The 23,098-nt window shown below is 63.6% G+C and carries 18 protein-coding genes; 10 read left to right on the top strand and 8 right to left on the bottom strand.

Annotated elements, in window-relative coordinates:
- Positions 1-127: 127 nt before the first annotated feature.
- A complete protein-coding gene (dprA, locus tag OKA04_RS02620) occupies positions 128-1,228 on the bottom strand; it encodes a DNA-processing protein DprA (RefSeq protein WP_264499563.1) in 1,101 nt (366 codons plus the stop codon).
- Between the two features lie 56 nt (positions 1,229-1,284).
- Positions 1,285-2,016, bottom strand: coding sequence for a hypothetical protein (locus OKA04_RS02615; RefSeq protein ID WP_264499562.1), 732 nt, complete (start codon positions 2,014-2,016; stop codon positions 1,285-1,287).
- Positions 2,017-2,203: 187 nt separating this feature from the next.
- Here OKA04_RS02615 and OKA04_RS02610 point away from each other — a divergent pair, with 187 nt between their 5' ends.
- The 4 genes from OKA04_RS02610 to OKA04_RS02595 all read left to right on the top strand — a co-directional run bounded on the left by OKA04_RS02610 (position 2,204) and on the right by OKA04_RS02595 (position 7,258).
- The gene (locus tag OKA04_RS02610) at positions 2,204-4,333 is read left to right on the top strand and encodes a SpoIIE family protein phosphatase (protein WP_264499561.1); all 2,130 of its coding nucleotides are present in this window, start codon (positions 2,204-2,206) and stop codon (positions 4,331-4,333) included.
- A 31-nt stretch (positions 4,334-4,364) separates the two neighbouring features.
- A complete protein-coding gene (locus OKA04_RS02605) occupies positions 4,365-5,561 on the top strand; it encodes a phosphoglycerate kinase (protein ID WP_319800594.1) in 1,197 nt (398 codons plus the stop codon).
- Positions 5,562-5,614: 53 nt separating this feature from the next.
- Complete coding sequence (gene tpiA / locus OKA04_RS02600; RefSeq protein WP_264499559.1) at positions 5,615-6,382, top strand: triose-phosphate isomerase; 768 nt, start codon at positions 5,615-5,617, stop codon at positions 6,380-6,382.
- Between the two features lie 108 nt (positions 6,383-6,490).
- Positions 6,491-7,258, top strand: a complete 768-nt coding sequence (locus tag OKA04_RS02595) for a hypothetical protein (RefSeq protein WP_264499558.1) — start codon at positions 6,491-6,493, stop codon at positions 7,256-7,258.
- Between the two features lie 36 nt (positions 7,259-7,294).
- On the opposite strand, the gene OKA04_RS02590 is transcribed toward OKA04_RS02595, so the two are convergent.
- The gene (locus OKA04_RS02590) at positions 7,295-8,413 is read right to left on the bottom strand and encodes a serine hydrolase domain-containing protein (RefSeq protein WP_264499557.1); all 1,119 of its coding nucleotides are present in this window, start codon (positions 8,411-8,413) and stop codon (positions 7,295-7,297) included.
- 250 nt (positions 8,414-8,663) lie between these two features.
- Here OKA04_RS02590 and OKA04_RS02585 point away from each other — a divergent pair, with 250 nt between their 5' ends.
- Complete coding sequence (locus tag OKA04_RS02585) at positions 8,664-10,343, top strand: right-handed parallel beta-helix repeat-containing protein (protein ID WP_264499556.1); 1,680 nt, start codon at positions 8,664-8,666, stop codon at positions 10,341-10,343.
- A 16-nt stretch (positions 10,344-10,359) separates the two neighbouring features.
- Complete coding sequence (locus OKA04_RS02580; RefSeq protein ID WP_264499555.1) at positions 10,360-11,064, top strand: pseudouridine synthase; 705 nt, start codon at positions 10,360-10,362, stop codon at positions 11,062-11,064.
- 1 nt (position 11,065) lies between these two features.
- Here OKA04_RS02580 and OKA04_RS02575 read toward each other — a convergent pair whose 3' ends face one another.
- From OKA04_RS02575 to OKA04_RS02565, 3 genes are all read right to left on the bottom strand, one after another.
- Positions 11,066-11,821 (bottom strand): class I SAM-dependent methyltransferase, encoded by a 756-nt coding sequence (locus tag OKA04_RS02575; protein ID WP_264499554.1) that lies wholly within the window; start codon positions 11,819-11,821, stop codon positions 11,066-11,068.
- A gap of 8 nt (positions 11,822-11,829) precedes the next feature.
- Positions 11,830-13,419: an OpgD/OpgG family glucan biosynthesis protein gene (locus OKA04_RS02570; protein WP_264499553.1), complete on the bottom strand. Its 1,590-nt coding sequence runs from the start codon at positions 13,417-13,419 to the stop codon at positions 11,830-11,832.
- A gap of 88 nt (positions 13,420-13,507) precedes the next feature.
- The gene (locus OKA04_RS02565) at positions 13,508-14,329 is read right to left on the bottom strand and encodes a GIY-YIG nuclease family protein (RefSeq protein WP_264499552.1); all 822 of its coding nucleotides are present in this window, start codon (positions 14,327-14,329) and stop codon (positions 13,508-13,510) included.
- 270 nt (positions 14,330-14,599) lie between these two features.
- Here OKA04_RS02565 and OKA04_RS02560 point away from each other — a divergent pair, with 270 nt between their 5' ends.
- From OKA04_RS02560 to OKA04_RS02545, 4 genes are all read left to right on the top strand, one after another.
- The gene (locus OKA04_RS02560; protein ID WP_264499551.1) at positions 14,600-15,766 is read left to right on the top strand and encodes a sensor histidine kinase; all 1,167 of its coding nucleotides are present in this window, start codon (positions 14,600-14,602) and stop codon (positions 15,764-15,766) included.
- Between the two features lie 102 nt (positions 15,767-15,868).
- Positions 15,869-16,531, top strand: coding sequence for a hypothetical protein (locus OKA04_RS02555; RefSeq protein ID WP_264499550.1), 663 nt, complete (start codon positions 15,869-15,871; stop codon positions 16,529-16,531).
- A 27-nt stretch (positions 16,532-16,558) separates the two neighbouring features.
- Positions 16,559-17,113: a dihydrofolate reductase family protein gene (locus tag OKA04_RS02550; protein WP_264499549.1), complete on the top strand. Its 555-nt coding sequence runs from the start codon at positions 16,559-16,561 to the stop codon at positions 17,111-17,113.
- Positions 17,114-17,193: 80 nt separating this feature from the next.
- Positions 17,194-20,556 carry a transglutaminase family protein gene (locus OKA04_RS02545; RefSeq protein WP_264499548.1) on the top strand — a complete coding sequence of 1,121 codons (3,363 nt, stop codon included), beginning with the start codon at positions 17,194-17,196 and terminating at the stop codon, positions 20,554-20,556.
- 9 nt (positions 20,557-20,565) lie between these two features.
- Here the strand turns inward: OKA04_RS02545 and OKA04_RS02540 are convergent, their stop codons facing one another.
- Both OKA04_RS02540 and OKA04_RS02535 read right to left on the bottom strand, forming a co-directional pair.
- Positions 20,566-21,309, bottom strand: a complete 744-nt coding sequence (locus OKA04_RS02540) for a phosphodiester glycosidase family protein (RefSeq protein ID WP_264499547.1) — start codon at positions 21,307-21,309, stop codon at positions 20,566-20,568.
- Positions 21,310-21,387: 78 nt separating this feature from the next.
- Entirely contained in the window at positions 21,388-22,989 is a 1,602-nt protein-coding gene (locus OKA04_RS02535) for a sulfatase family protein (RefSeq protein ID WP_264499750.1), read from the bottom strand.
- Between the last annotated feature and the right edge of the window lie 109 nt (positions 22,990-23,098).

Below are 23,098 nucleotides of genomic sequence, written 5' to 3'. Positions count from 1 at the left end.
GGGTCGGACGTCGGCGACGCACTAGACGTGCCGGGGCCAACTTGGCAAGGGCTTTCCTGAAAGAGCCGGGCAATCCCCGTAGGGGATGGAATATTGTGGGCCTGTTCCGGTCCCCCTCGCTCACATTTCACCGCTTCACATACCTGAATCCCGGCAGGGCCCGGACCAGCCTTCGCATCTCCAGCTTCATCAGCGTGGCTGAGACAGTCTGGGCGGGGAGGCCGGTGCGCTCGATCAGGCGGTCCACGCCGGATTCGCCCTCGCCGAGCGCGGAGAAGACCTTGGCCTCCTCGGGAGGGAGTTCCGGCACGGCGTGGCTGTCCTTTTCCGGAAGCGATGATTGCCGCGCGAAAGGCAGCTCGCCGAGATCCTCGACGATGTCCCCGGCGTCCATCACCAGCGTGGCACCGTCGCGGATCAGCTTGTTGCAGCCCATGGAGGTCGGCGCATTGATCGGCCCGGGCACGGCATAGACCTGCCTGCCGTAGTCGCTGGCGAGATTCGCGGTGATCAGCGAGCCGGAGCGCAGCGGGCACTCCGTCACCAGCAGGGCCTCCGACCACGCGGCGACGATGCGGTTCCGCTGAGGGAAGGTCTGCTTGTCAGGAGGGGTGTGTAGCGGGAATTCACTGAGCACCGCGCCGTGACCGGAGGCGATCTTCTCCGCCAGTCCCAGATTCTCCGCCGGGAAGAGCTGGGCCAAGCCCGAACCAAGCACCGCGACCGTGCGTCCGCCTGCTGCGATCGCTCCCTCGTGGGCCACGGTGTCCACCCCGCGAGCGAGGCCGGAGATGATGGTGAAGCCGGCGTGTGCGAGCTGGTAGGAGAGCTTCTTCGTCGCCTCGCGCCCGTAGTGGGTGATGCGCCGGGTGCCCACCACGCCTATCGCGTGGCGGTCGCGCTCCTCCAGCTTTCCCCACACGTAGAGCAGCAGCGGCGCGTCGTAGGCCTGCCTGAGCGAGGGCGGGAAGACGGCATCCTCCGGCGTGATGATGGACAGGCCGCGTTGCTTCACCTCGCCGATCTCCTTCACCGGGTCGGCGTGGTCCTGCCACTTCACGAGAATGTTTGCCGTCTGTTCGCCGATTTCATCGACCTGTATCAGCCGGTCCTTCGTCGCGGAAAGGATGGCCTCGGCGGAGTCGAAGCGTTCTAGGAGGCGGCGGACCCGGATCGGGCCGATCTTTGGGAGTTGGTTGAGCGCGACGAGGGCTTCAAGGGAGGTCATGGCCTGGGCGATCCAAAACAAAGGGGAGGGAATTTGGGGGCGGGCAGAGGGAAGGGCTACTCCTTCCAATGCTCCGCCACCCACGGGGCGGGGAGCACCTTGTGGTGGATCTTGCCGGTGGTGACGCCGTCTGCGGCATCCGGCGGGTCGGGCTTGCCGTGAAAGACGAGGATCTTCGCGCCCTTCGGCTTCTGCGGCGGGACGAAGAGATTCAGCGGGAAGGCGGGGCGGCAGTTGTACTTGAAGCTGCGCACCCATTCCTCCGGCCACCAGTAGCGCTCCTTCATGGCGTAGGTGAGGAATGCCTGCTCGGTCTGGAAGATCGAGCGGTCCTGCGCTCGGTCCATCTCGCGGAGGAATGTATCGTAGATGTACTGCGACTGGCCGGCCTCGAAGCGGAAGATCGACGAATTCCCGATGTCCGGGCGCTTGCGGAAGATCTGCTTCCGGCGCTCGATCCAGTTGTGGATGATGCAGTTCTTCCCCGGCTTGTAGTCGAAGAAGCAGTCGATGTCGTCCAGGATGACGAGGTCGAGATCGAGGAAGAGAGTGGGGCCTTCCAGACCCGCGAAGCCGTCGCGTGTCATCACGAGCTTCAGGAAGACATTCGGCCAGCGGGCCTGCGTGACGCCCGGGTTTTCAGGAAAGGGGTGGGTCTCGATGCCCTCCACGAGGCCGTCGATATTGTCCGTGAGGCACACGAAGCGGAAGGGACGCCGTAGATGGCGGCCGATCGAGCGGTAGAGGATATTGACGTAGCGGGACGGGTATCGCGTCCCCCACTTCATGCAGATGATGTTGACGGGTGCTCCGGGCATCTTTGGGTGGCGGCCAGTCTGGGCGCCGGACCGAGCGGGGGAAAGTCGAATTCCACCGGGAGCCCAGGGCGTCCTCTTATATAGAGGCAAGGCGCAGTGGTGGCGACGACTCAAAAGCTGCTGGCCATTCGCCCGGACCGGGCATTAGATGCCTACTGTGAGACTTCCGCCCCTCGGACTCCGCGCGAAGATCGCGTTGGCCCTGGCCATCGCCGCGCTGCTGCCGCTGGTGGTGGGGCTTATCGCGTTGGAGACCTTCGGATTCGGGCATCTGCTCGCCACGAAGGGGCGGCTCTATGAGTCCGAGGCGCGGGCCTTGTCGCGCTCGCTTGAGATGGCGGTGGAGTCTCAGTCCGGGCATTTCTGGAGCTGGATCGCCGCGGATCCCGCGCTGCCGGATTTCCTGTCCATCCCGAGGCCTTCGCTTTCGCCTGAGGAAACCGCCGCCGTCGAAAAGCAGTGGCCGAAGCTATCCGCCGATGATCCTTTGCTGCGGGAGATCCTCGGCAATCCGGCATCGCTGAGCCTGTCCCGCTACGCCGCCTCCCATCCGCAGGCCGCGGAGATCCTGGTGACCGATACGGCGGGCCGGGTGGTGGCGGCCACCCGCAAGACGACCGACTACGATCAGGCCGACGAGGAATGGTGGACCATCGGCCGCAGCCTCAGGGAGGGCGGGATGTGGGCGGAGGTGCTGCATTTCGACGCGAGCGCCGATGTCTTCTCGCTCGATCTCGTCCTGCCGCTGCATCGCGATCACGAGTTCCTCGGCGTCGCGAAGCTGGTGCTGGATGTCTCGCCGCTCTTCCTGGGGCTTCATGCACCGGACGATGACGAGCAGGCGCGGCTGGAAATCCTGCTGCCCGACGGGCACATCCTCGCCCGCACGAATGACAAGGGCTTCGAGTCGCTGAAGGAAAAGCTGGAGCCGGACGCGCTGCTCAGCATGCGGGTCGGTCGCACCGGCTGGACGCTCACGGGGAAGGGGACGATCGACGAGCGCATGACCGGCTTCGCGGCAATCCAGTCCCCGGAGATCGATCGCAAGCTCTTCGAGCCCGGCGGCTATGTATTATATTCCTCGCCGAAGAATGCGGTGGTCGCGCCCCTGCGGCGGCAGGTCATGCTCATCGGCCTGGCGGCAGGGCTGGCCACCGGTGCCTGTGTGCTGGCGGGGTATGCGCTGGTGGATCGGAAGATCCTGCAACCGGTGGCGATGCTGAGCCAAGCGACGCGGGCCCTCGCCGAGACGGTGAATCTCCGCCGTGATCCCACCCTTTCCGAAAGCGAGGTGGACTCGAGGCGGCGTGCGGCAAAGGAAGACCTGGAGCGTATCGAATCGATCAAGACGGGCGACGAGGTCGAGGAGTTGGCCGCGGACTTCGGCATCATGACTTCGCGTGTGATGCGCTACCATCGCGAGCTTGAGTCCGAGGTAGATGCAAAGACGGCATTGCTCCGTGAGGAACTGGAAATGGCGCGTGAATTCCAGAATGCCCTGCTGCCTTCCGGCTATCCGGATACGACGCTGCGGACCGATCCCCTGCGGCTCGGCTTCGCGCATTTCTATCAGCCTGCCTCCACGGTCGGCGGTGATTTCTTCGACCTGATGGAGCTGGATGAGCACCGGACCGGCGTGCTCATCGCGGACGTGATGGGGCACGGCGCGCGATCCGCCCTCGTCACGGCTATCCTGCGGGCGGTGGTGCGGAATCATGTGATCTCGGCGGGGAATCCGGGGGACTTCCTCGGCATCCTGAATCGCGAGCTTCATGAAGTGATCGAGCGCAGCCAGCAGACGCTCTTTGTCACTGCCTTCTTCATGGTGCTGGATACCCGCGAGGCAAAGGTGACGTGGGCTGTCGCCGGGCATCCCGCGCCACTCCGCGCCCGCCGCAGCACGGGCAATCCACCGCAGGCGCTGTGGAGCGGTGCGCTGAAGCAACCGGCGCTTGGGCTGGTTGCGGACATGGTCTATCACACCTCGACCTCGGCGATCCGGGCGGGGGACGTGTTCCTGCTTTTCACCGACGGGGTGGTGGAGGCGGAGAATCCGGGCGGGAAGGAATTCGGGATGCCGCGATTGATTTCCACCTTCGACGAGTCGCTCGACGGTCCGTTGGCCGCGATGCCTGCAAAGATCGTATGCGAGGTAGCCGCCTATCAGAAGCGACGCCATCACGATGACGATGTGTGTGTTGTGGCGGTGGAGGTGCTGCCCGGGGTGGTCCAGGAAGCCCCGGCAAGGACGGCCTCTCTGACAGGATCAGTCCCGAGCGGTGCTTGACTTGCCCGGCGTCTTCGGGCAGTCCCGCGCCATGGCCAAGCTCTCGATCCGCGACCTCGACGTCAACGGCAAGGAAGTCCTCATGCGTGTGGACTTCAACGTCCCGCTGGAAGGCGGCGTCATCACCGACGATACCCGCATCCAGGGCGCGGTTCCCTCCATCCAGCACCTTCTCAAGGGCGGCGCGAAGCTCGTGCTCTGCTCCCACCTCGGTCGTCCGAAGGGTGGCCCCGAGCCGAAGTTCTCCCTCGCTCCTGCCGCCGCCCGTCTCGGCGAACTCATCGGTCAGGAAGTGAAGCTCGCCCCTGACTGCGTCGGCGATGAAGTGGCCGCCCTCCGCGCCGCACTCCAGCCCGGCCAGGTGCTGCTGCTCGAAAACACCCGCTTTTACCCTGCCGAAGAGGCGAACGAGGCCGGCTTTGCCAAGGACCTCGCCGGCACCGCCGAAATCTACGTGAACGATGCCTTTGGCACCGCCCACCGCGCCCACGCTTCCACGGAAGGCGTGACGCACTTCGTTTCCAAGAGCGCCATGGGCCTCCTCGTCGAGCGCGAGCTGGAATACCTCGAAGGCAAGCTGGAGAACCCGGAGCGTCCCTTCCTCGTCGTCATGGGCGGCTCGAAGGTCTCCGACAAGATCCAGGTGATCAACCGCCTCATGGAAAAGGCCGACGCCTTCCTGATCGGCGGCGCGATGGCCAATACCTTCCGCAAGGCGCAGGGATACCACACCGGCAATAGCCGCGTGGAAGCCGACAAGCTCGACCTCGCCCTCAGCATTCTGGCAACCGCCAAGGAAAAGGGCGTGGGCTTCCTGCTGCCCGCCGACACCCGCATCACCCAGGAATTCAAGGAAGGTGCCGAGACCAAGTGCACCGCTCCCTATGAAAACGGCGGCGAGACCCCGGATGGCTGGGAAGGCATCGACATCGGCGACGTCGCCATCGGCGAGTTCGTGGCCGAGGTCGCCAAGGCCAAGACCATCATCTGGAACGGCCCGATGGGCGTTTTCGAAATCGACAGCTTCGGCCACGGCACGAAGGCCGTCGCGGAAGCCATGGCCGCGAACGATGGCGTGACCATCGTCGGCGGCGGCGACTCCGTGACCGCCGTGAACAAGTACGGTCTCGACGAGAAGATGACCTTCATCTCCACCGGTGGCGGTGCCTCGCTGGAATTGCTTGAAGGCAAGGTGCTTCCCGGCGTAGCTGCCCTAACTGAAGCCTGACTTGGCCCGAATCCCGCTGTCCCACGCCGTCCCACTGTATCCATCCCCGATTCATGATCCGTAAGCCCATCTTTGCCGCAAACTGGAAGATGAACCTTGGTCCGTCCGAGACCGAGGACTTCGCCAAGAGCTTCCTGTCGAAGGTCCAGAACCGGACTTTCCCCTGCGACATCGTCATCGCGCCGCCCTTCGTCTCGCTGGCCAAGGCCGCCGAGATCCTCGGCAATGTCTCCAGCATCGCGCTGGCCGCGCAGAATTGCTCGCAATTCGACTCCGGAGCCTACACCGGCGAGATCAGCGGGATGATGCTGAAGGAATTCTTCGTCCACTACGTGATCCTCGGCCACAGCGAGCGTCGCGCGATCTATGGCGAGACCGATGAGGTCATCAACGTCAAGGTCCGCAAGGCCCGCGAGCTGAATCTCCGCCCGATCTTCTGCATCGGCGAGACGCTCGAGGAGCGGAAGGCCGGCCAGCTCGAGAAGGTGCTCCGCACCCAGGTGAGCCTCGGCCTGAAGGGTCTCAGTGAGCGCGACCTGCTCGACACGGTCATCGCTTATGAGCCCGTCTGGGCCATCGGCACCGGCGTCACCGCCACTGCCGAGCAGGCGCAAGAGGCACACGCCTTCGTCCGCTCGCTCGTCGCCGAGCAATTCGGCAACGACTCCGCGGCCAAGATCCGCATCCAGTACGGTGGCTCCGTGAAGCCCGGCAACGCCGCCGAGCTGATGGCCTGCCCGGACATCGACGGAGCGCTCATCGGCGGTGCCTCGCTGGAGCCGCAGAGCTTCCTCGACATCATCGAGAAAGGCGCTCCCTGATCGCTGCAGTTTGCCTGAAGGCGATCATCCGTCCCGATGCGGGCGGAGATCGCCGGATTGCCGCTTGAGTTTCCGGCCCGGCCGGGAATGCTCCCACGTCCGCACGCCATGAAATCCACTTTCGCCGCCGTCTTCGCCCTCGTCGCTCCCGCCGTCATCGCCGCGGAGGCTCCGAAGGCCCTCGCCGACTACTTGATCCCGAACACGATGATCAAGGGCGAGATCGTGGTCGTGGTGCCGCCCAAGGAACTCGACAAGTACATCGTCAAGGTCGAGGAGTCCGCCCGCAAGGATCCCGAGTGGTTCCGCGAGCACGCGAAGAAGGGCAAGCCTGGCGTGCCGCTGCCCTTTGACGAGCGTCTCGGCCTGACCAAGGAGGAATACGACGACTACCTCAAGTATTGGGGCAAGCGCGAGTTCAAGGGCATCGAAGCCGTTCCGATCCGCCTGAGCGCGGGTAGCGACGGTCGCTGGAATATCATCGTGGGTGGACGTGCCGCCACGCTTTCGACGCTCAAGTTCGACCCGAAGACCGATTCCTTCAAGTCGCCCAATGGCGAACTCAAGCGGATCGAGGACGTGGCTGCCGATGCGAACAGCACGCTGGGTGCATGGACCGGCCACGAGTGGAAATTCGAGGAAAAGTCCGGCTTTGGCACCATCAAGGAGAACTTCGCCATCGGGAAGACCGGGGACAAGAAGTATGGTCTGCTGGTGTATCGCCTCCAGGAAGTCTCCGACCAAGGTCACAAGACCGCTGACGACGGAATGGTCGTCCGCTTCCCACTTGGTGACGCAGGTGTGGTGAAGCCGAGGACGGCTCCGGCTGCTCCTGCGACTCGCCCGGCTCCCAAGCCGGCACCGAAGAAGAAGTGATCCGGCGCGCCGCGGACGTTCCCGATCATGGGGACGTCACGCGTTCCATGCGGGGACTGCCTTCGCCATTTCCCACATCATGCGGTCCAGCGCCGCATTGATGTCAGGTCCACGGGCATTAGTGAAGCCGGCCCAGCTCATCCCGCTCGCCGTGGTCACGGCGATGGTCGTCGTGCCGGGCAGGCTGCCTGCATGCCAGCGATTCGGCGCGGCATTCACCGCCCATCCGCAGGCGTAGCCGGGATTCGCCGCCGAGGCTTGGAACATCTGCTTCAAGGACGGCTCCTTGAGGATGTCCGGAACTTCGACGCGGGTATCGACCCGGATCAGGAATTTCACCAGATCCTCCGGTCTGCCGAGCCAGCCGCCGTGGGCGTCCATGCGGCGGACATTCATGCCATAAGGATCTTCGCCGCCGCGGCCATGGTAAACCACCTCTCCGGGGGCTCGATCCGCCAGGGTATTACCCGCGATCCTCATGGTGCGGATGCCGCAGCGATCGAGCACGGCTTGTTGCACGTGCTCCTCGTAGCCCTTGCCGGTCACTTCTTCGATGATGCGCCCGAGCAGGCAGTAGCCGAAATTCGAGTAGGAGTAGCTTGTGCCGGGATCGTGCTCCAGCGGATGATCCTGCAAGGTGCGGGCGATTAGGTCGGAGTGACGGAGTTCCGGATGCTGAAACATCGGATCGGCACGCTCGTTTCCCCAGCCTCCGGCAGTGTGCGTGAGCAGGTGCTGGACGGTTACGTCGCTCACTTTGGGCGGGAGTTTATCGAGGCTCTTCACCGCGAGCAGTCCGCCTTCGCCGAAGACCTTGTCGCCAAGCTTCAGCTTTCCTTGTTCGATCAATGCAAAGATTGCCACGGCGGTGATCGGTTTCGAGACGCTCGCGATCCGGAAGGTGTGATTGCTTGTGAGCTTTTCGCCCTTCGCCTCGTCCGCGAGGCCATAGGCAGCGCTGAATACGAGCCTCTCCCGATGGGCGAATGCCACGGACAGACCGGGAACGGAATGCTCGGTCATGAATTTCTTCGCGATGATTCCGATGTCCGCCGCCTCTTTCCCCGACCGCTCGATTGTCTCGGCCCATCCGGTCGGCAATGCCAAGGTGGGGAGGGTGACAGCCAGTCGTTTCAGGCAGTTGCGGCGATTCATGGGTGGCATTTCAGTGTCCGGATAAGCTGGATATTACGGCGTGTTTAACGGTTGTTTGTCACGATTCGTAAATCCGCGAATCTAACCATGGTGGACTGGCGGCGGAATGAACTTAATCTCGTTCGTAAATAAACCCCGGTTCAAATTGCTCGCCATTTACTCTTTAAATAACGCATTCCTTTGTCTGTCGAAGAGGGTTGTTGCGGTCTTGCTTATATCCGCCTCATCCGCTGTCGCCGCTACTTATCACGTGGATCCCGCCACGGGCAGCATGTCGAATGACGGCAGCTCCGGGAAACCATGGAGCACCCTTGAGGCGGTATTCTCAGCGAACAAGAAGTTCGCGGCAGGGGACGAGATTCTCCTCTATTCCGGATATCACGGCGCGCCGAATATCAAGGGCGACAATTCCGCCGTGGTATTTATCCGTCCCGCAGCCGGTGCCACACCCAGGCTGCGAAATCTCTCGGTGAATTCCGCCTCGCGTTGGGACATTTCGGGGCTCGATATCTGTCCGGAAAATTCCGCCGCCGGGACGACCTACACGGATCGTAACGGCCTCGTGTATGTGGCTGGCAGTTCCAGCCGGATCACGCTGAGGGATTGCGATATCCGTGGAGCGGACAGCATTGCGGGGTGGGGACTGTCGGACTGGGATGACAAGGTCGGCCGGGCATTCCGGAGCGACGCTCCTTACACGGTGCTGGCCGATTCGCGGATCTCCAATTGCCAGTTCGCACTATCGATCCAGAAGCCCGCGAAGTTCTCCAGCTTCACGGGAAACACGATCCGGAACTTTTCCCACGATGCGATCGTGGCACTCGCCGACGACTGTCTATACGAAGGCAATACGGTCACGGAGGCCTATGTGAACAACGATGATCACTCCGGCAGCCAGCACGATGACTTTTTCCAAAGCTGGTCCACGACGGAAGGTGTCAGTGGGACAGGGACGGGCACGGTGTATCGCGTCACGGTGCGCGGGAACAAGTTCATCAGCGCGACGGGTTCATCCGGCAGCCATCGCACGGACCCTCACGGACTGGGACTCTTCGACGGATATTTCGAGGGCTGGGTCATCGAGAACAATCTGGTCGTGACCGACCACTATCACGGGATTTCGGTTTACGGGGCGATCAATTGCCGGATCGTGAACAACACGGTCGTGGAGAATCCATTCAGTGGTCCCCATGACGGGATGAAGCCGTGGATCAAGATCGAGAAACACAAGACCCGCACCACACCCGCCTCCGGAAATGTGATCCGGAACAACATCAGCGCCAGCGCCATCCAAGCCGTGAGCGGCAGCTCCACCTTGTCTCATAACCTCACGACCACCTCTTACTCCACGCATTTCACGGACCACGCCGCCTTGGATTTCTCGCTCAAATCCACCTCGCCCGCAAAGGACGCAGGCAGCACGACGGACGCGCCTGCCACGGACATCACGGGCTTCGCAAGGACCGCTCCTTACGACCTCGGGGCCTACGAGTTTCGCTCGTCGAGCGGTGGGACGACTCCCGGGATCACCTATGCGGAGTGGCTTGTCGCGAACAACCTGCCGGTGGATGGCAGCGGCCTGGGGGCGAAGACGGCGAACCCATCCGGAGATGGCGTGGTCAATGAGATGAAGTTTGCACTCGGCATCCCGGTGACCGCGCAGCTCCATGGAGGCCGGATCACGACGGGCACTGCGGTGGTTTCCAGCCAACGCTATCTCACGCTCACCTTTGCGGTCCCGGAGCCTGCGCCGGAGGGTGCCAGCTACTCGGTGAAGGCTGGCGCGAATCTGTCCACCTGGTCTTCCAGCGCCGTCATCGAGACGTCGAATACGGTCGCCGGGGGGCTGCGGACCCGGACCTACCGGGACACCGTGGCCATGGGCGGCGGCGGGAAGCGATTTATTCGCCTTGAAGCCACCGCCCCGTAAGCGATTGATTCGCGCCGTGTTGCCGGTCTCCATTCTGTATCTGGACGAAGCCCTTGTCGCCATCGACAAGCCGGCAGGCATGATCGTCCATCCGGGACGCGATGAGGAAGGCCCGGAATGGATCGCGATGAAGCGCGTGCGGGACATGCTGTGCCAGCAGGTCTATCCCGTCCACCGGCTCGATCGGCCGACCTCCGGCGTCCTGCTCTTCGCGCTGACTCCCGAGTCCTGTGTGCGGATCCAGCAGTCTTTCGAAAGACGGCAGGTGGAGAAGACCTACCTCGCCGTGGCCGAGGGGACGAGCCCGCTGCAGTGGACCTGCGAGAAGCCTCTCCAGCGGACACCGTCTGAACCGGCGCAGCCATCGAAAACCGATTTCGAACGACTGGCCGTGATCGCGGAGGGATTCAATGCCAGCGTGCCGGATCTCTCGCTATCGCTCTTGAAGGCCTCGCCCTACACCGGGCGCTATCACCAGATCCGGCGGCACTTGGTCGAGGCAGGGCACCCGATCATCGGGGACTTCCGCTACGCCGGTGCGGAGCACAGCATGAAACTGGGTGATGCCCTCGGCACCGGGACCCGGATGCTGCTTCAGGCGAAGTCGCTCATCCTGCCGCATCCGGTCACGGGCGAGAGCCTGGAGATCACGGCACCTGCCGATGCGGATTTCCTCCGCTGCTTCCCCGCGCTGGAGGAGGAACTACGACCGGTATCGTAGTTCAGCCGCCGAGGTGCACCCGCGCATCGTAGTCGATCGAGACCTTGCCGTCCTCCTGGCATTCGTCAAAGAGGCGCACGAGTTCGTCGAGCATGCGCTCGTGATCCGGATGGCCGGGGGCAGGCGTGTAGGAAGAGGACAGGAGGCGTCCCTTCAGTCCTTCGAGGTCGAATGCCTGAGAATTCGGAAATGAGTGCGTGGTGTAGCCACCGGGGAAGAGAAGTTGCAGCGATTCCTTGCCGACATTCTCGTGGCGGATCGCGGCGTAGTCCGTGCCAAAGTGGCGGAGCAGTGCCTCATAGCCTCGGAGGAAAGGCGTGGTGTCGAGGTGCCGCTCATTCCAGATCAGCGCGATCTTTCCTCCGGGCTTGAGGATACGGCGGAACTCCGCCCGCGCTTCCGGCGTGTCGAACCAGTGGAACGCCTGCGCGGCCATCACCAGATCGATGCTGCCATCCGCCAGCGTGGTCGCCTGTGCCGTGCCGTCCACGCTGCGGAATTTCGGATAAGCGGCGAGCAAGCTTTCCGCCGCCTCCCGCATCGCCTGGTTCGGCTCGACTCCGGTGACCTGATGGCCCGCCTTCAGGAAAAGCTCCGCGGAAATGCCGGTGCCCGAGCCGATGTCGGCGATCATGCTCTCCGGCCCGAGTCGCGCTTCGCGCTCCAACAAGTGCACCAGCTCCGCCGGATAGCTGGGGCGGTAGCGGACGTAGTTCTCGACGCGGTTTGAAAAGCGCTGCTCGGGGGATTGGTTCATGAAGGTCGTCAGTGGGTCTTCTTCCAGTAGTAAAGCCAGCGCTCGGAGACCACCTTGCCGTCCTCGTCCTGCAGTTCGCAGGTCATGTCGAGGTCGTTCACGTCCTTGCCGGGGTCGAGCACGAAGAACGCGCGGAGCACCTGTGGCATGTGGACCTCCTTGCTATGGCCGAGGCCGGCGGGCAGGGCGTCCACATTCGCCATGCTCATGTCGCTGAGGCCCACGTGGATCACCTTCACGCCCGGCTGGTTCACGGTGACCACGGGCTTGAGCTTGGTGATGTCGTCCCACTTCGGGTCCCCGACCTTTTTCTCGGGAACGAGCGGCTTGGCGAAATCGATCGCGACCAGGATCTCGTCCGGCTTTTGCACGGGATTGCCAAGACGGGTGTCGCGGACGGTGAAGAGACCGGAAGGCGCGGGGTCGCGCATCCACTTCAGGCGGTAGTGGAAGTGGTAGGGCTTGCCGACTTCCGGGCCCGGGGTGGGCTCCCAGACGAGGATGACGTTGTCATTCGTCTCGTCGATGGTCGGCATCTCGATCAGGTGGAGCTTGCCATTCGAGAAGCCGGACACGGGCTCGACGCGGACGCTCGGACGATCGTGGTAGGCCGCTTCCACGTCCTGATACGAGGTGAAGGAGCGGTCCCGCTGGACGAGTGACCACGAGCGCGGGTTGTCCATGGTGAAGACACAATGGCGGAACTGGTTGTGCGTGTGCTCCAGCGGGCGGTAGTGGAGATTCCCGCTGCCGAGTTCCATCAGGAAACCATCGCTGTCGTGCACCTCCGGGCGGAAGTCGTAGGGGCGGGGATGGGTGTTTTCGCCGAACCAGAACATGCTGGAGAAAGGCGCGAGCCCGAGCTGCTGGACCGGGCGGCGCAGGGTGATCTCCGCCTCGATGTCCATGACCGTCTCGACGCCCGGCGTGACGGTGAACTTGTAGGCACCGGCCACGCTCTCGCCTTCCAGCAGCGCGTGCGCGACGAGGGTCTTCGCGTCCTTCACGGGGCGCTCCAGGTAGAATTCGGTGAAGTCCGGGAATTCCTCCGCCACGCCCGGCAGGCCGCTGTTGATGGAGAGTCCGCGCGCGGAGAGTCCGTAGGGCGCGTCCTTCGGGATGGAGCGGAAGTAGCTGGCCCCGAGGAAGACGAGGAACTCGTCCATGTAGTCCGGCGAGTTCAATTGCGTGCGTGCCCGCCAGCCCGCGTAGCCCGGTGGGCGCGCGGTGCCTTCCGGGATCACGTTCTTGCCGTAGTCGAAGAGCGCGGTGTCAAACGCGAGCGGGCTGGCCTGGCTGCCCGTGACCTCGGACACGGTCACCGTCTTCTTCGCCGTCCAGCCGGGGTGGAAGAAGTCGATGGAAAAGGGGCCCTGATGCCACCAGAGGCCGGACTCCATCTTGAAGCGGATGTCGCGGTGCTGGTCGTAGGTGAGATTCGCCCAATATTCCGCGAGGCCCGTTCCCTTCGCCTCATAGGGCTTGGCGGCCAGATCGCGGGCCTTTGCCCGGAGCGAGTCGAAGGAGAACTCCGCGGCCTGCACGGCAGGCATCACGGAGAGACAGCAAGCGGCGATCAGGAAGCGGGCAGGGATCATTGGAGAGAGGCGTCGGGCTTCCTTTTCGTCGCGGTCCGGCAGGGATGCAAGGGCGGGCTACGTTTCCCTGCGATCTTGCGCGCGACGGCTAGAAAAGATCCGCGGTGATGAGGCGGATCTTTGGCGGGACTTCCGGGATCGCCTGCGAGGCGGGAGGAAGGGGGACCTGACGGTAAACATAGCTCGTCAGGCTCTGGGCTTCCTCGGCCCAGAACTCCGCGAGCGCTTCCGACGCCGGAACCGGCAGCGCCTCCAGCAGCCCGAGCAAGGGGCCGGTGTCCCCACCTGCGAATCCGGAAACGAGCCGCCAGGCCAGCGCGGGGTCGGGCAGGGGAAGGGTAAGCGAAAGCGGCACGGTCGCCCGTGACAGGCCGTGCGGGTAGGCGTGGATGGGCAGCGCGGGCATCATGGTCCGGACCACGCCGCGGGCGAGGGGGCCGAGCAGGTAGCGGAAGGAGGTTGACAAGGGCCCGATTTCCCCCGGTGCCCGGGAAAGGTGGAGCCGCAGCGATCCCGGGCCGGGTTCGCCGGACAGCCACCATGGCGGACCGATCCATACCCCGGCGCGATTGAAGGGTGGGCGTCGCTCCAGCAGCAACTCCCGCTCCCGCTCGATGGCGTGCAGTGGCGAGTCACAGAGCTCCCACTCGATGCGCCGGATGCCTGCCACGAGCCGCAGGGAGCGCTTCGGGTGACGTCCCGGCGCGACGTGCCGGTAGCTGCCGAGGCGCGCGCGGAGATTTGCCGACTGGCCGATGTAGAGCAGGCGCTCGGCATCGCCCGTGAAGAAATAAACGCCCGGACTCTCCGGCAGCGCTGCGAAGAACGGGGAGCCGAAACGCGCGGTCAGCGGATCCTCCAGACGGAAGAGAAGCCGCTGGTTTCCACGATTGTTTGCCACCTTTTCCATCCGCTCGTGAACGACGATGCGCGGAAAAATCGATTTCTCAAGAATGCGTTGAAAGATTCGTCAGATGTTAATCGTTCGCCCGGCGTTTGCCGATTTTGCGATTGTTGAGATATATCATATATGATAGGCGTTTTCCGTTAGCTTGTCCTAGGTAAATTACCTAGAAGCTTGATTCCACCTTGGGTCGGGTGCATTTCGCCACTACCGTGATCCTGCGTATGTCGGGCAATATCGCTTGTCTGACAACAGGCGGGAATATAGGTCGATGTCATGCGTTTCGGACCCACTGATGCAAATCGCGAACGGCTTGAGAGCTTGAAGGCTTCCGGCCTGCTAGGCGATTCGCACGGCATTGATTTCGACAAGGTAACGGAGCTGGCGGCCAAGGCCACCGGTGTTCCAATCTCCCTCGTTTCCCTCGTGGACCGGGATCGCCAGGTGTTCGCCGGTGCGAGCGGGCTTTCCGGAGACCTCGCCTCGTCCAGGCAGACGCCGATCCATTATTCCTTTTGCCAGCACACGGTGAACCTGCGCCAGCCGCTGGTGATTTCCGACGCCCGCAAGAACGCTCTGGTTTCAAAGAATCCCGCGATCGAGGAGTTCGGCGTGAGAGCCTATCTCGGCTTCCCCGTGTTGGGAGCGGGCCAGCATCTCTACGGCGCGGTGTGCGCGGTGGATACTGAGGTCCGACAGTGGGGCGACGATGAAATCGAGATCGTGCGTGGCTTCACGTCGATCGTTTCCTCGATGATCGAGCAGCACCTGGCGCGTGAGTATCAAAAGCTTCTGACGGACGTGCTGCTGCACGATCTGAATGGTCCGCTGGGTCGCATCCGCAAGGCGGCTGACGTTTTCGCGGCGCGTGCTGGAGAACTTCCGAAGCCGCTCGATACCCTCGCGCTGTCCCTGAAGGGCAATGCCGACCAGGCCTCGGCAATGATCGCCGCGCTGCTGGGCCGCAGCACCAAGCCGACGAAATGCGATGACCTCCAGGGCACCGTGGAAGCTGCGGTTCGTCTGATGCGCCCGCGGGCCGAAGAACGCGGCATCCAGATCCGCGTCGATGCTCCGGGCGATCCGATTGCCCTCGATCTCCCGCACCGGGTGCTGATGCAGGTGCTCGACAATCTCATTTCGAATTCCGTCCGCTTCAGCAACGTCGGCGAGGTGCGCATCCGCATCAAGCAGGTGGGCGAAGCTGCGATCATCGACGTCGAGGACGACGGACCGGGCTTCCAGGCGGACGACTATCCGAAGATCTTCCAACGCTACGCCACCCTCAGCGCCAAGCCTCCGGGCGGAGAGACCTCGGCCGGCCTCGGGCTTTCCATCGTGAAGTCGCTGCTGGAGAACGAGGGGGCCACCATCGTGCTGCTCAGTCATCCGGGCGAGAGTGCGGCCTTCCGCATCACGGTCCCGCTGCGTCGGCAGGCCTGATGCTTGCTGACATGAGAGGGCGGAGTCGCCCCTTGTCGCGGTGGTGATCCGGTGGCAGAAGTATCCCTCATGAAAGCGAGGGGTATGCGTGCGATCTGGTTCATGGCTTTGCTGTCGGGTGCAGCCTTCGCCCAAGAGGGTGATGCGCCCGCGGCAGACGCGGCGAAGACGATCGCGATCGAGGGCAAGGACGGGAAGACCATCCAGGCGGAAGTGATTTCGGCGGATGACGACTCCGTGAAAATCCGCCGAGCGGATGGGAAGGAATTTGACCTGCCCTTCGCGCGGCTCAGTGACGCGGGAATTGCGGCGGTAAAGAAGGTCATCGCTGAGAAGGAAGCCGAAACCGCCCGCTTGAAGGCCGAGGAGGAAGAGGACAAGAAGCCCGGCGTGCGCGTGAAGGTGCCCGACGAGCCGAAGTCTCCCGACGAACTGACCGAGAAGGTGGTGGTCAAGAAGGGCGAGACGGTGATCGCTCGCTTTGCCGAGGCGCCGGATGGACTCGCGCGACCGAAGATCGTCAAGGAGGCTCCCGAGGACCGGCCCTACCTCAAGATCGAGTTCAAGGACGGCGAGCCGCTGATTGCAGCAATCACCTCCACTGCCCCCAAGACGCTGAAGGTGCGCTGCCTGGCCCGCAACAAGGGCGAGACCACTTACAACGAGATCACCATTCTGCCGCTGAAAAGCGCCACGCCCGGTTTCGAGAGCTGGACCGATCCCATCGAGGAAATCGTGATCTTCGACTTCGGCTACTTGGAGTGATCCTGGAGGGCTGTTAGAGAGGTGTCCGTGAAGACGCAGTATTATACCGCGACGAGTCTCGATGGCTTCATCGCCACAGAGGATCATTCGCTCGAGTGGCTTTTCCCGCTCGGCGACCTCAATGACTCGAGCTATCCGGCCTTTATCGCGGACGTCGGCGCTCTGGCCATGGGCTCGGGCACCTACGAATGGATGCTGCGCAATGCAGAGCAGGTGATTGCAGAAGTCGGATCTCCGTGGCCCTACAGCCAGCCGGCATGGGTTTTCTCAAGCCGCGACCTCCCGGTGATCGAGGGCGCTGACATCCGTTTCGTCCGAGGCGATGTCGCGAAGGTTCACGCGGAAATGACCGCGGCGGCGGGTGGGAAGAACCTGTGGATCGTGGGTGGTGGCGACCTTGCCGGGCAATTTCATGATGCGGGTCTTTTGGACGAGATCATTGTACAGATCGGCTCGGTCACGCTGGGGAAGGGCAAGCCGCTGTTTCCCCGCCGGGTGCTGAGTCCGGCGCTGCGGCTCACGTCGGCAAGGCAGATGGGGAGTGGCATGGCAGAGTTGCGCTACGAGGTGGTGAAGGGCTGACGGCGGGTCGCTGACTCGACACCCGTTCATCCTTGCCACGCTTGGCACGGCGGGCGCTTCATGGCCGCGCTCCCTTTCCCATGGCTATCCGAGTCGGACTTCACCACGTCACCGAGTACCGCTACGACCGCGAGGTCAATCTGTCGCCCCATGTCATCCGGCTCCGGCCGTGCGTGCATGCGCGCACTCCGGTGCTGGCCTACTCGCTGAATATCGAGCCGGCGAACCACTTCATCAATTGGCAGCAGGATCCCTTCGGAAACTGGGCCGCGCGGGTGGTGTTCCCGGAGAAGACCCGGAACTTTCGCATCGAAGTCGATCTCGTCGCGGACATGACGGTGATCAATCCCTTCGATTTCTTCCTGGAGAAGGAGGCGGAGGAGTTTCCCTTCAAGTATTCGCCGGGGCTGAAGCACGAGCTCGCTCCCTACCTGAAGATCAAAGATGACGGCCCGCTTTTCACGAAGTGGCTGGAAACGATCCCGCGCGAGAAGAAGCGAACGGTGGACTTCCTCGTGGACGTGAATTTCCGGGTCCATCAGGCGGTGGGATACGTCATCCGCCTGGAGCCGGGCGTGCAGACCTGTGAGCAGACCTTCGAGCGGGGCAAGGGCTCGTGCCGCGACTCCGCCTACCTACTGGTGCAGACGCTGCGGCACCTCGGCCTGGCGGCGAGATTCGTGTCCGGCTACCTCGTGCAGCTCACGGCTGACCAGGAGTCGCTGGATGGGCCGAGCGGTCCCACGGAGGATTTCACCGACCTGCACGCGTGGGCAGAGGTTTACATTCCCGGTGCCGGGTGGATCGGGCTCGATCCCACCTCTGGCCTCTTCGCCGGTGAGGGCCATATCCCGCTGTCCTGCACGCCCGAGCCTGCGAGCGCCGCTCCGGTGGTGGGTGGCGTGGACGAGTGCGAGACGGAGTTTCTCTGGGTGAACGAAGTGAAGCGCGTCCACGAAGATCCGCGCGTGACGAAGCCCTACACCGAGACCGAATGGTCCGCGGTGGAAGCGCTGGGCGAGCAGGTGGACCAGCTTTTAGAAGCGGGCGATGTCGCGCTGACCATGGGCGGCGAGCCGACCTTCGTGTCGATCGATGACATGGAGGGCGCGGAGTGGAATTTCACGGCCGACAGCCCGGCGAAACGGAAGCTGGCGCTCGGCCTCCTGAAGCGGCTGAAGGATGCCTTTGGAACTGGCGGGCTGCTTCACTACGGCGAGGGAAAATGGTATCCGGGCGAGCCGCTGCCGCGCTGGGCCTACACGGTCATCTGGCGGAAGGACGGCCAACCGCTGTGGAAGGATGAGGCATTGCTGGCGGACCCGAATTCCGATCCCGGCCACGGCATCGAGGAGGCGCGCCGCTTTGCCGAGATGGTGACGGATGAGCTGGGCTGCCAGCAGGCGCATGTCATCGCGGGCTTCGAGGACGCCTTTTACTACGCGTGGAAAGAGAGCACGCTGCCGACGAACGTGGACCCCTATTCGGCGGATCTGGATGACCCGCTGGAGCGGCGCTACCTGGCGACTCTGTTGGACCGCGGGCTTTCGAAGCCGACCGGATTCGTCCTGCCGGTGGAGTGGGATGCCGACACGGGCGAGTGGAAGAGCAGCCTGTGGACCTTCCGCCGCGGACGCATGTCGCTCATTCCCGGAGGCTCGCCGATGGGCTTCCGCCTGCCGCTGGATTCACTGGCGATGGCCAGCAAGGAAGTGCGCTCGAAGCAGGCCGCGCTGGAGGCGTCGCCCATGGAAGCGTCGAATGCACTCCCGCCGCACGGCGAGATCCTGCCTGCCGGTCGCACGCTGCAGACCAGCGCGGGATTCCGTCCCGCGCCACCGGTCGCCGCCGATGGTGGGGCGCTGACCTCCACGACCGCGATCTGCGTGGAGCCGCGGAATGAAAAGCTGCACGTTTTCTTCCCGCCGGTGACCCATCTGGAGCACTACCTTTCGCTGCTGGAGGCGGTGGAAAATGCCGCCACGCGGTTGAAGCTGCCCGTGATCATCGAGGGCTACGAGATGCCATGGGACCGCCGCGTGGAGCGGATCAAGGTGACGCCGGACCCGGGTGTGATCGAGGTGAATGTCCACCCCGTGACCAACTGGCGGGAGCTGGTGGACAATACGACGACGCTTTACGAAGCAGCACGGCAGACGCGTCTGGGCACGGAGAAATTCATGCTCGATGGTCGCCACACCGGCACCGGAGGCGGCAATCACGTCACGCTCGGCGGTGCGACTCCGGACCGCAGTCCTTTCCTCAGGAAGCCGGGCGTGCTGCGCAGCCTGATCACCTTCTGGCAGCACCATCCGGCGCTGTCCTATCTCTTCTCCGGCCTCTTCCTCGGCCCGACCAGCCAGGCACCGCGGGTGGACGAGGGACGGGACGACCGCTTGTTCGAACTGGACATCGCCTTCGAGCAATTGCCCGAAGCCGGTGACCCGCCCTGGATGGTGGACCGCATCCTGCGGAACATGCTGACGGACCTGACGGGCAACACGCACCGTGCCGAATTCTGCATCGACAAGCTCTACGCACCTGGCTCCGCGAGCGGTCGCCTGGGCATCCTGGAGCTGCGTGCCTTCGAAATGCCGCCGCATCCACGCATGAGCCTCGTGCAGATGCTGCTGGTGCGCTCGCTGGTGGCGTGGTTCTGGAACGAGCCGTATCACAAGAAGCTCGTGCGCTGGGGGACGGAGCTGCACGACCGCTTCATGCTGCCCTACTTCATCCGGGAGGACATGAAGGACGTGGCGCGTGGCCTGCAGAGCGCGGGCATTCCTTTCCAAGCGGACTGGCTGGAGCCATTCCATGAGTTCCGCTTTCCGGTCTATGGTCGCGTCGTCCACCACGGCGTGGAGATCGAGATCCGTGCGGCGCTGGAACCATGGCACGTGCTCGGCGAGGAAAGCACCTCTCAGGGCACGGCGCGCTACGTCGATTCGTCGGTGGAGCGCATCCAGGTGAAGGTCCGCGGCGCGGTCGAGGGCAGGCACGTGCTGGTCTGCAATGGCCGCCGCATCCCGCTGATGCCCACCGGCAGGAAGGGGGAATACGTCGCAGGCGTGCGCTACAAGGCGTGGGATGCGTGGTCTTCCATGCACCCGACCATCGGCATTCACACGCCGCTGACCTTTGACGTCGTGGACACCTGGAACAAGCGGTCGCTCGGCGGCTGCGTGTATCACGTGCTTCATCCGGGTGGCCGGAATTACGACACCTTCCCGGTGAATGCCTACGAGGCGGAATCCCGCCGCGTCAGCCGCTTCTGGCAGCATGGCCATACGCCCGGGGTGATCGAGCCCGCGACATCGGGCATTGCCGGATACCACCGCGTGGAAGAGCGCGCCGGCGGCCCGCTGGTCAGCTACGTGGAGTCCCCGCCGGAAGATCCCGGCATGGAATTCCCCGTCACGCTGGACCTGCGGGTGACAAGGTGAGCCTCCGCTTCAGGGAGCCTCGTCCGCAGGCTTCACTTCCTTCACCACCGCGATGAATGACCCGAAGGGGCCGCTTGGTTTCCCAAGCGCCTCTCCGGATCGCATCTGGCTGATGTCGCCATCGAGGAAGAGAGCATCCTCGCAGCCGAGGTCGGCGAAGAGCTTCGCGAACTCGTGGAGATTCGGATACTTCGGCGAGCGGATATCCGTCATCGCGAGGACCACGGTGCCGTCTTTCGCGACTCCGATGCCGTTGCGATGGAGGCGGTTCGGTGATCCGGCGCGGAATTCCGGATGGATGATCCCGCGCCGCAGCAGCAGAGGGCCGGACTGGACGGCCTGCGTCACTTTCACGCCCGCGGGAGGATATTCGGTGGTGTCGATCACTGCGGCGCCTTTGTCCCCGATGAGGAAGATGCCGTTCGGCTTGAGGAAGAAGTTGCCCTTGCCGTTCCGGGGATTGAGCGGGGTCAGCTCGCGCCCGTCCTGGATGAGGAGCCCGCTGGGAATGCCACCGGGCTCGTAGATGCCTCCGTTCATGATCGTCTCCGGCGTCTCCTTCTCGCTCGCGAGGTGGGCGACAGCCTGGGGGAAAGTCTCGATCTGGCCGCCCTTCGCATCCTTCCATACCATGCGGATCTGGGAGGGCTTTGCGGAGAGCAGGTGATACGTGACGCCATCGATGATCTTTTTTTCCGGTGCTGCAGTGGCGGGAAGCATGCAGGCGGAAAGCAGGAGAAGCAGGCGTTTCATCAGTCTCCAGCGTCCGGGGCTGCAGTCGCTCAGTCGAGCAGGGAATCATGAAAACTCCATGAACTGGCTCTCCCTGCGTCACTTCACCGGTCCGGAAAGAGGCGGGTTCTCGAAGTAAGCACCGTCATTCACCACACGCGGGTCCCCGCTGCGCTTGAGCTCATCTAACAGCTTGGTCTCGAGCTCGGCCCGGGTCTTCGCATAGGCGGGATGGTTCGCGACATTCACCGTCTCGTAGGGATCTTTGGAGAGGTCGTAGAGCTCTTCCTTCGGGCGCTTGGCAAAGGCCCGGTCGAAATAGGGCTTGCCGAATTCCGTCGCCCGGTTTGCCACCAGCCAGGCCTTCGTCGGGCCCGCGTCCATGTCGGCGAGCACCACCCGGGTATCCTGTCGCACGCGCTCGATCGGCGGTCCTCCGTCCTTGTCCAGGATCTCATGGCGACCCATGGGATCGCGGTCGGGCTTGAAATTGATGATGTAAAGATACTGTCCCGAGTGGATCGCCCGCTGGGGATAGGGCAGGGAACCTTCGCGGGCGTTTTCCACATGGCGCTCCCGGCCGGTGAGCGTCCAGGTCCGGGCTGGATCGATCTGCCCCGACTTCTCAGCGCGAAGCAGAGGCCACAGGCTGCGACCGGTGACGACGGGTGGCACGGCCACGTCCGCCGCTTCCAGCAGGGTAGGCGCGATGTCCGTGAGATTCACGAAATCATCCACCACCCGGCCGCCCTTTACGCCCGGTCCCGTGATGGAGAGCGAAACTCCGGTGCCAAAGGTGTAGAGATTGCACTTCCCGTTGGAGAAGCCCGGTGCTCCGTGGTCTCCGCTGATCACGATCAACGTGTTCTCGTATTCGCCGGTTTTCTTCAGCTCGTCCACCAGCGCGCCCATCGCGCCATCCAGAGCGGCCACCTCGCCGAGATAGTCGGCCAGATCCTCACGCACTTCCGGCACGTCAGGAAGGAAGGGCGGGACCTTGCCCTTGAGCTTTTCGGGGTCGATCTTCCACAGCGCCTTGCCACTGCCCTGCTGCCAATGGCGATGGGTATTGGTGGGGCCGAACCAATAATGGAAGGGCTTCCCGGGCTCGCGGCTTGCGAGGAAACGGCGGAAGTTCCCACGCACCTCCGCATACAGGACGTCCTTCGCTTCCTCGACCGGCCTGCCTTTCGCGGCGATCTTCGTCACCTGTTGGGAAAACTGGCCGAAGCGCCTGCCTGCCTGCTCGAAGGCATGGCGCTCGCCGTCGAAAGGGGCATCCACCGGCTCACCCGGCCCCCAGACCTTGTAGGTCTTTCCGATGTCGTAGCCGGAGTCACGCAGCAGGAGAGGGAAGGACGGGATGGTCGGGTCCCACTTGGCCCCCACCAGGATTGCCCCGCGGCCCGTCCGCCAGAAATACTGTCCGGATACCAGAGCGCTGCGGCAGGGGGTGCAGGACGGGGCATTGACGTGCGCGTTGCGGAAGAGAACTCCCTCCGACGCGAGCCTGTCGAAGTTCGGCGTGCTGACGAATTCATTCAGGGCGGCGAGCGGCGAGCCGGGCGCGCCGTGCTTGTGATAGATCCCGGCGTAGCGTCCCCAGTCGTCCGCGAAGATGAAGAGAATATTAGGCCGCTTCTCCTTCTCCTGGGCCGCGATGGGGGAAAGGAGGCCAAAGATAGCAAATGTGCTAACCATCAGGGTCACGAGGGGCCGGAAGCTTCGGGTGATTGAAACAGGAGATACCTCACTCCGGAGAGGGAGTGCAATATTGTGAAACGATTCCTCATCCCGAATTATCGCGTGA

It is taken from the genome of Luteolibacter flavescens (genome assembly GCF_025950085.1).
Taxonomy (GTDB): Bacteria; Verrucomicrobiota; Verrucomicrobiia; order Verrucomicrobiales; family Akkermansiaceae; genus Haloferula; species Haloferula flavescens.
This window is presented reverse-complemented; position numbering and strand designations above follow the sequence as displayed.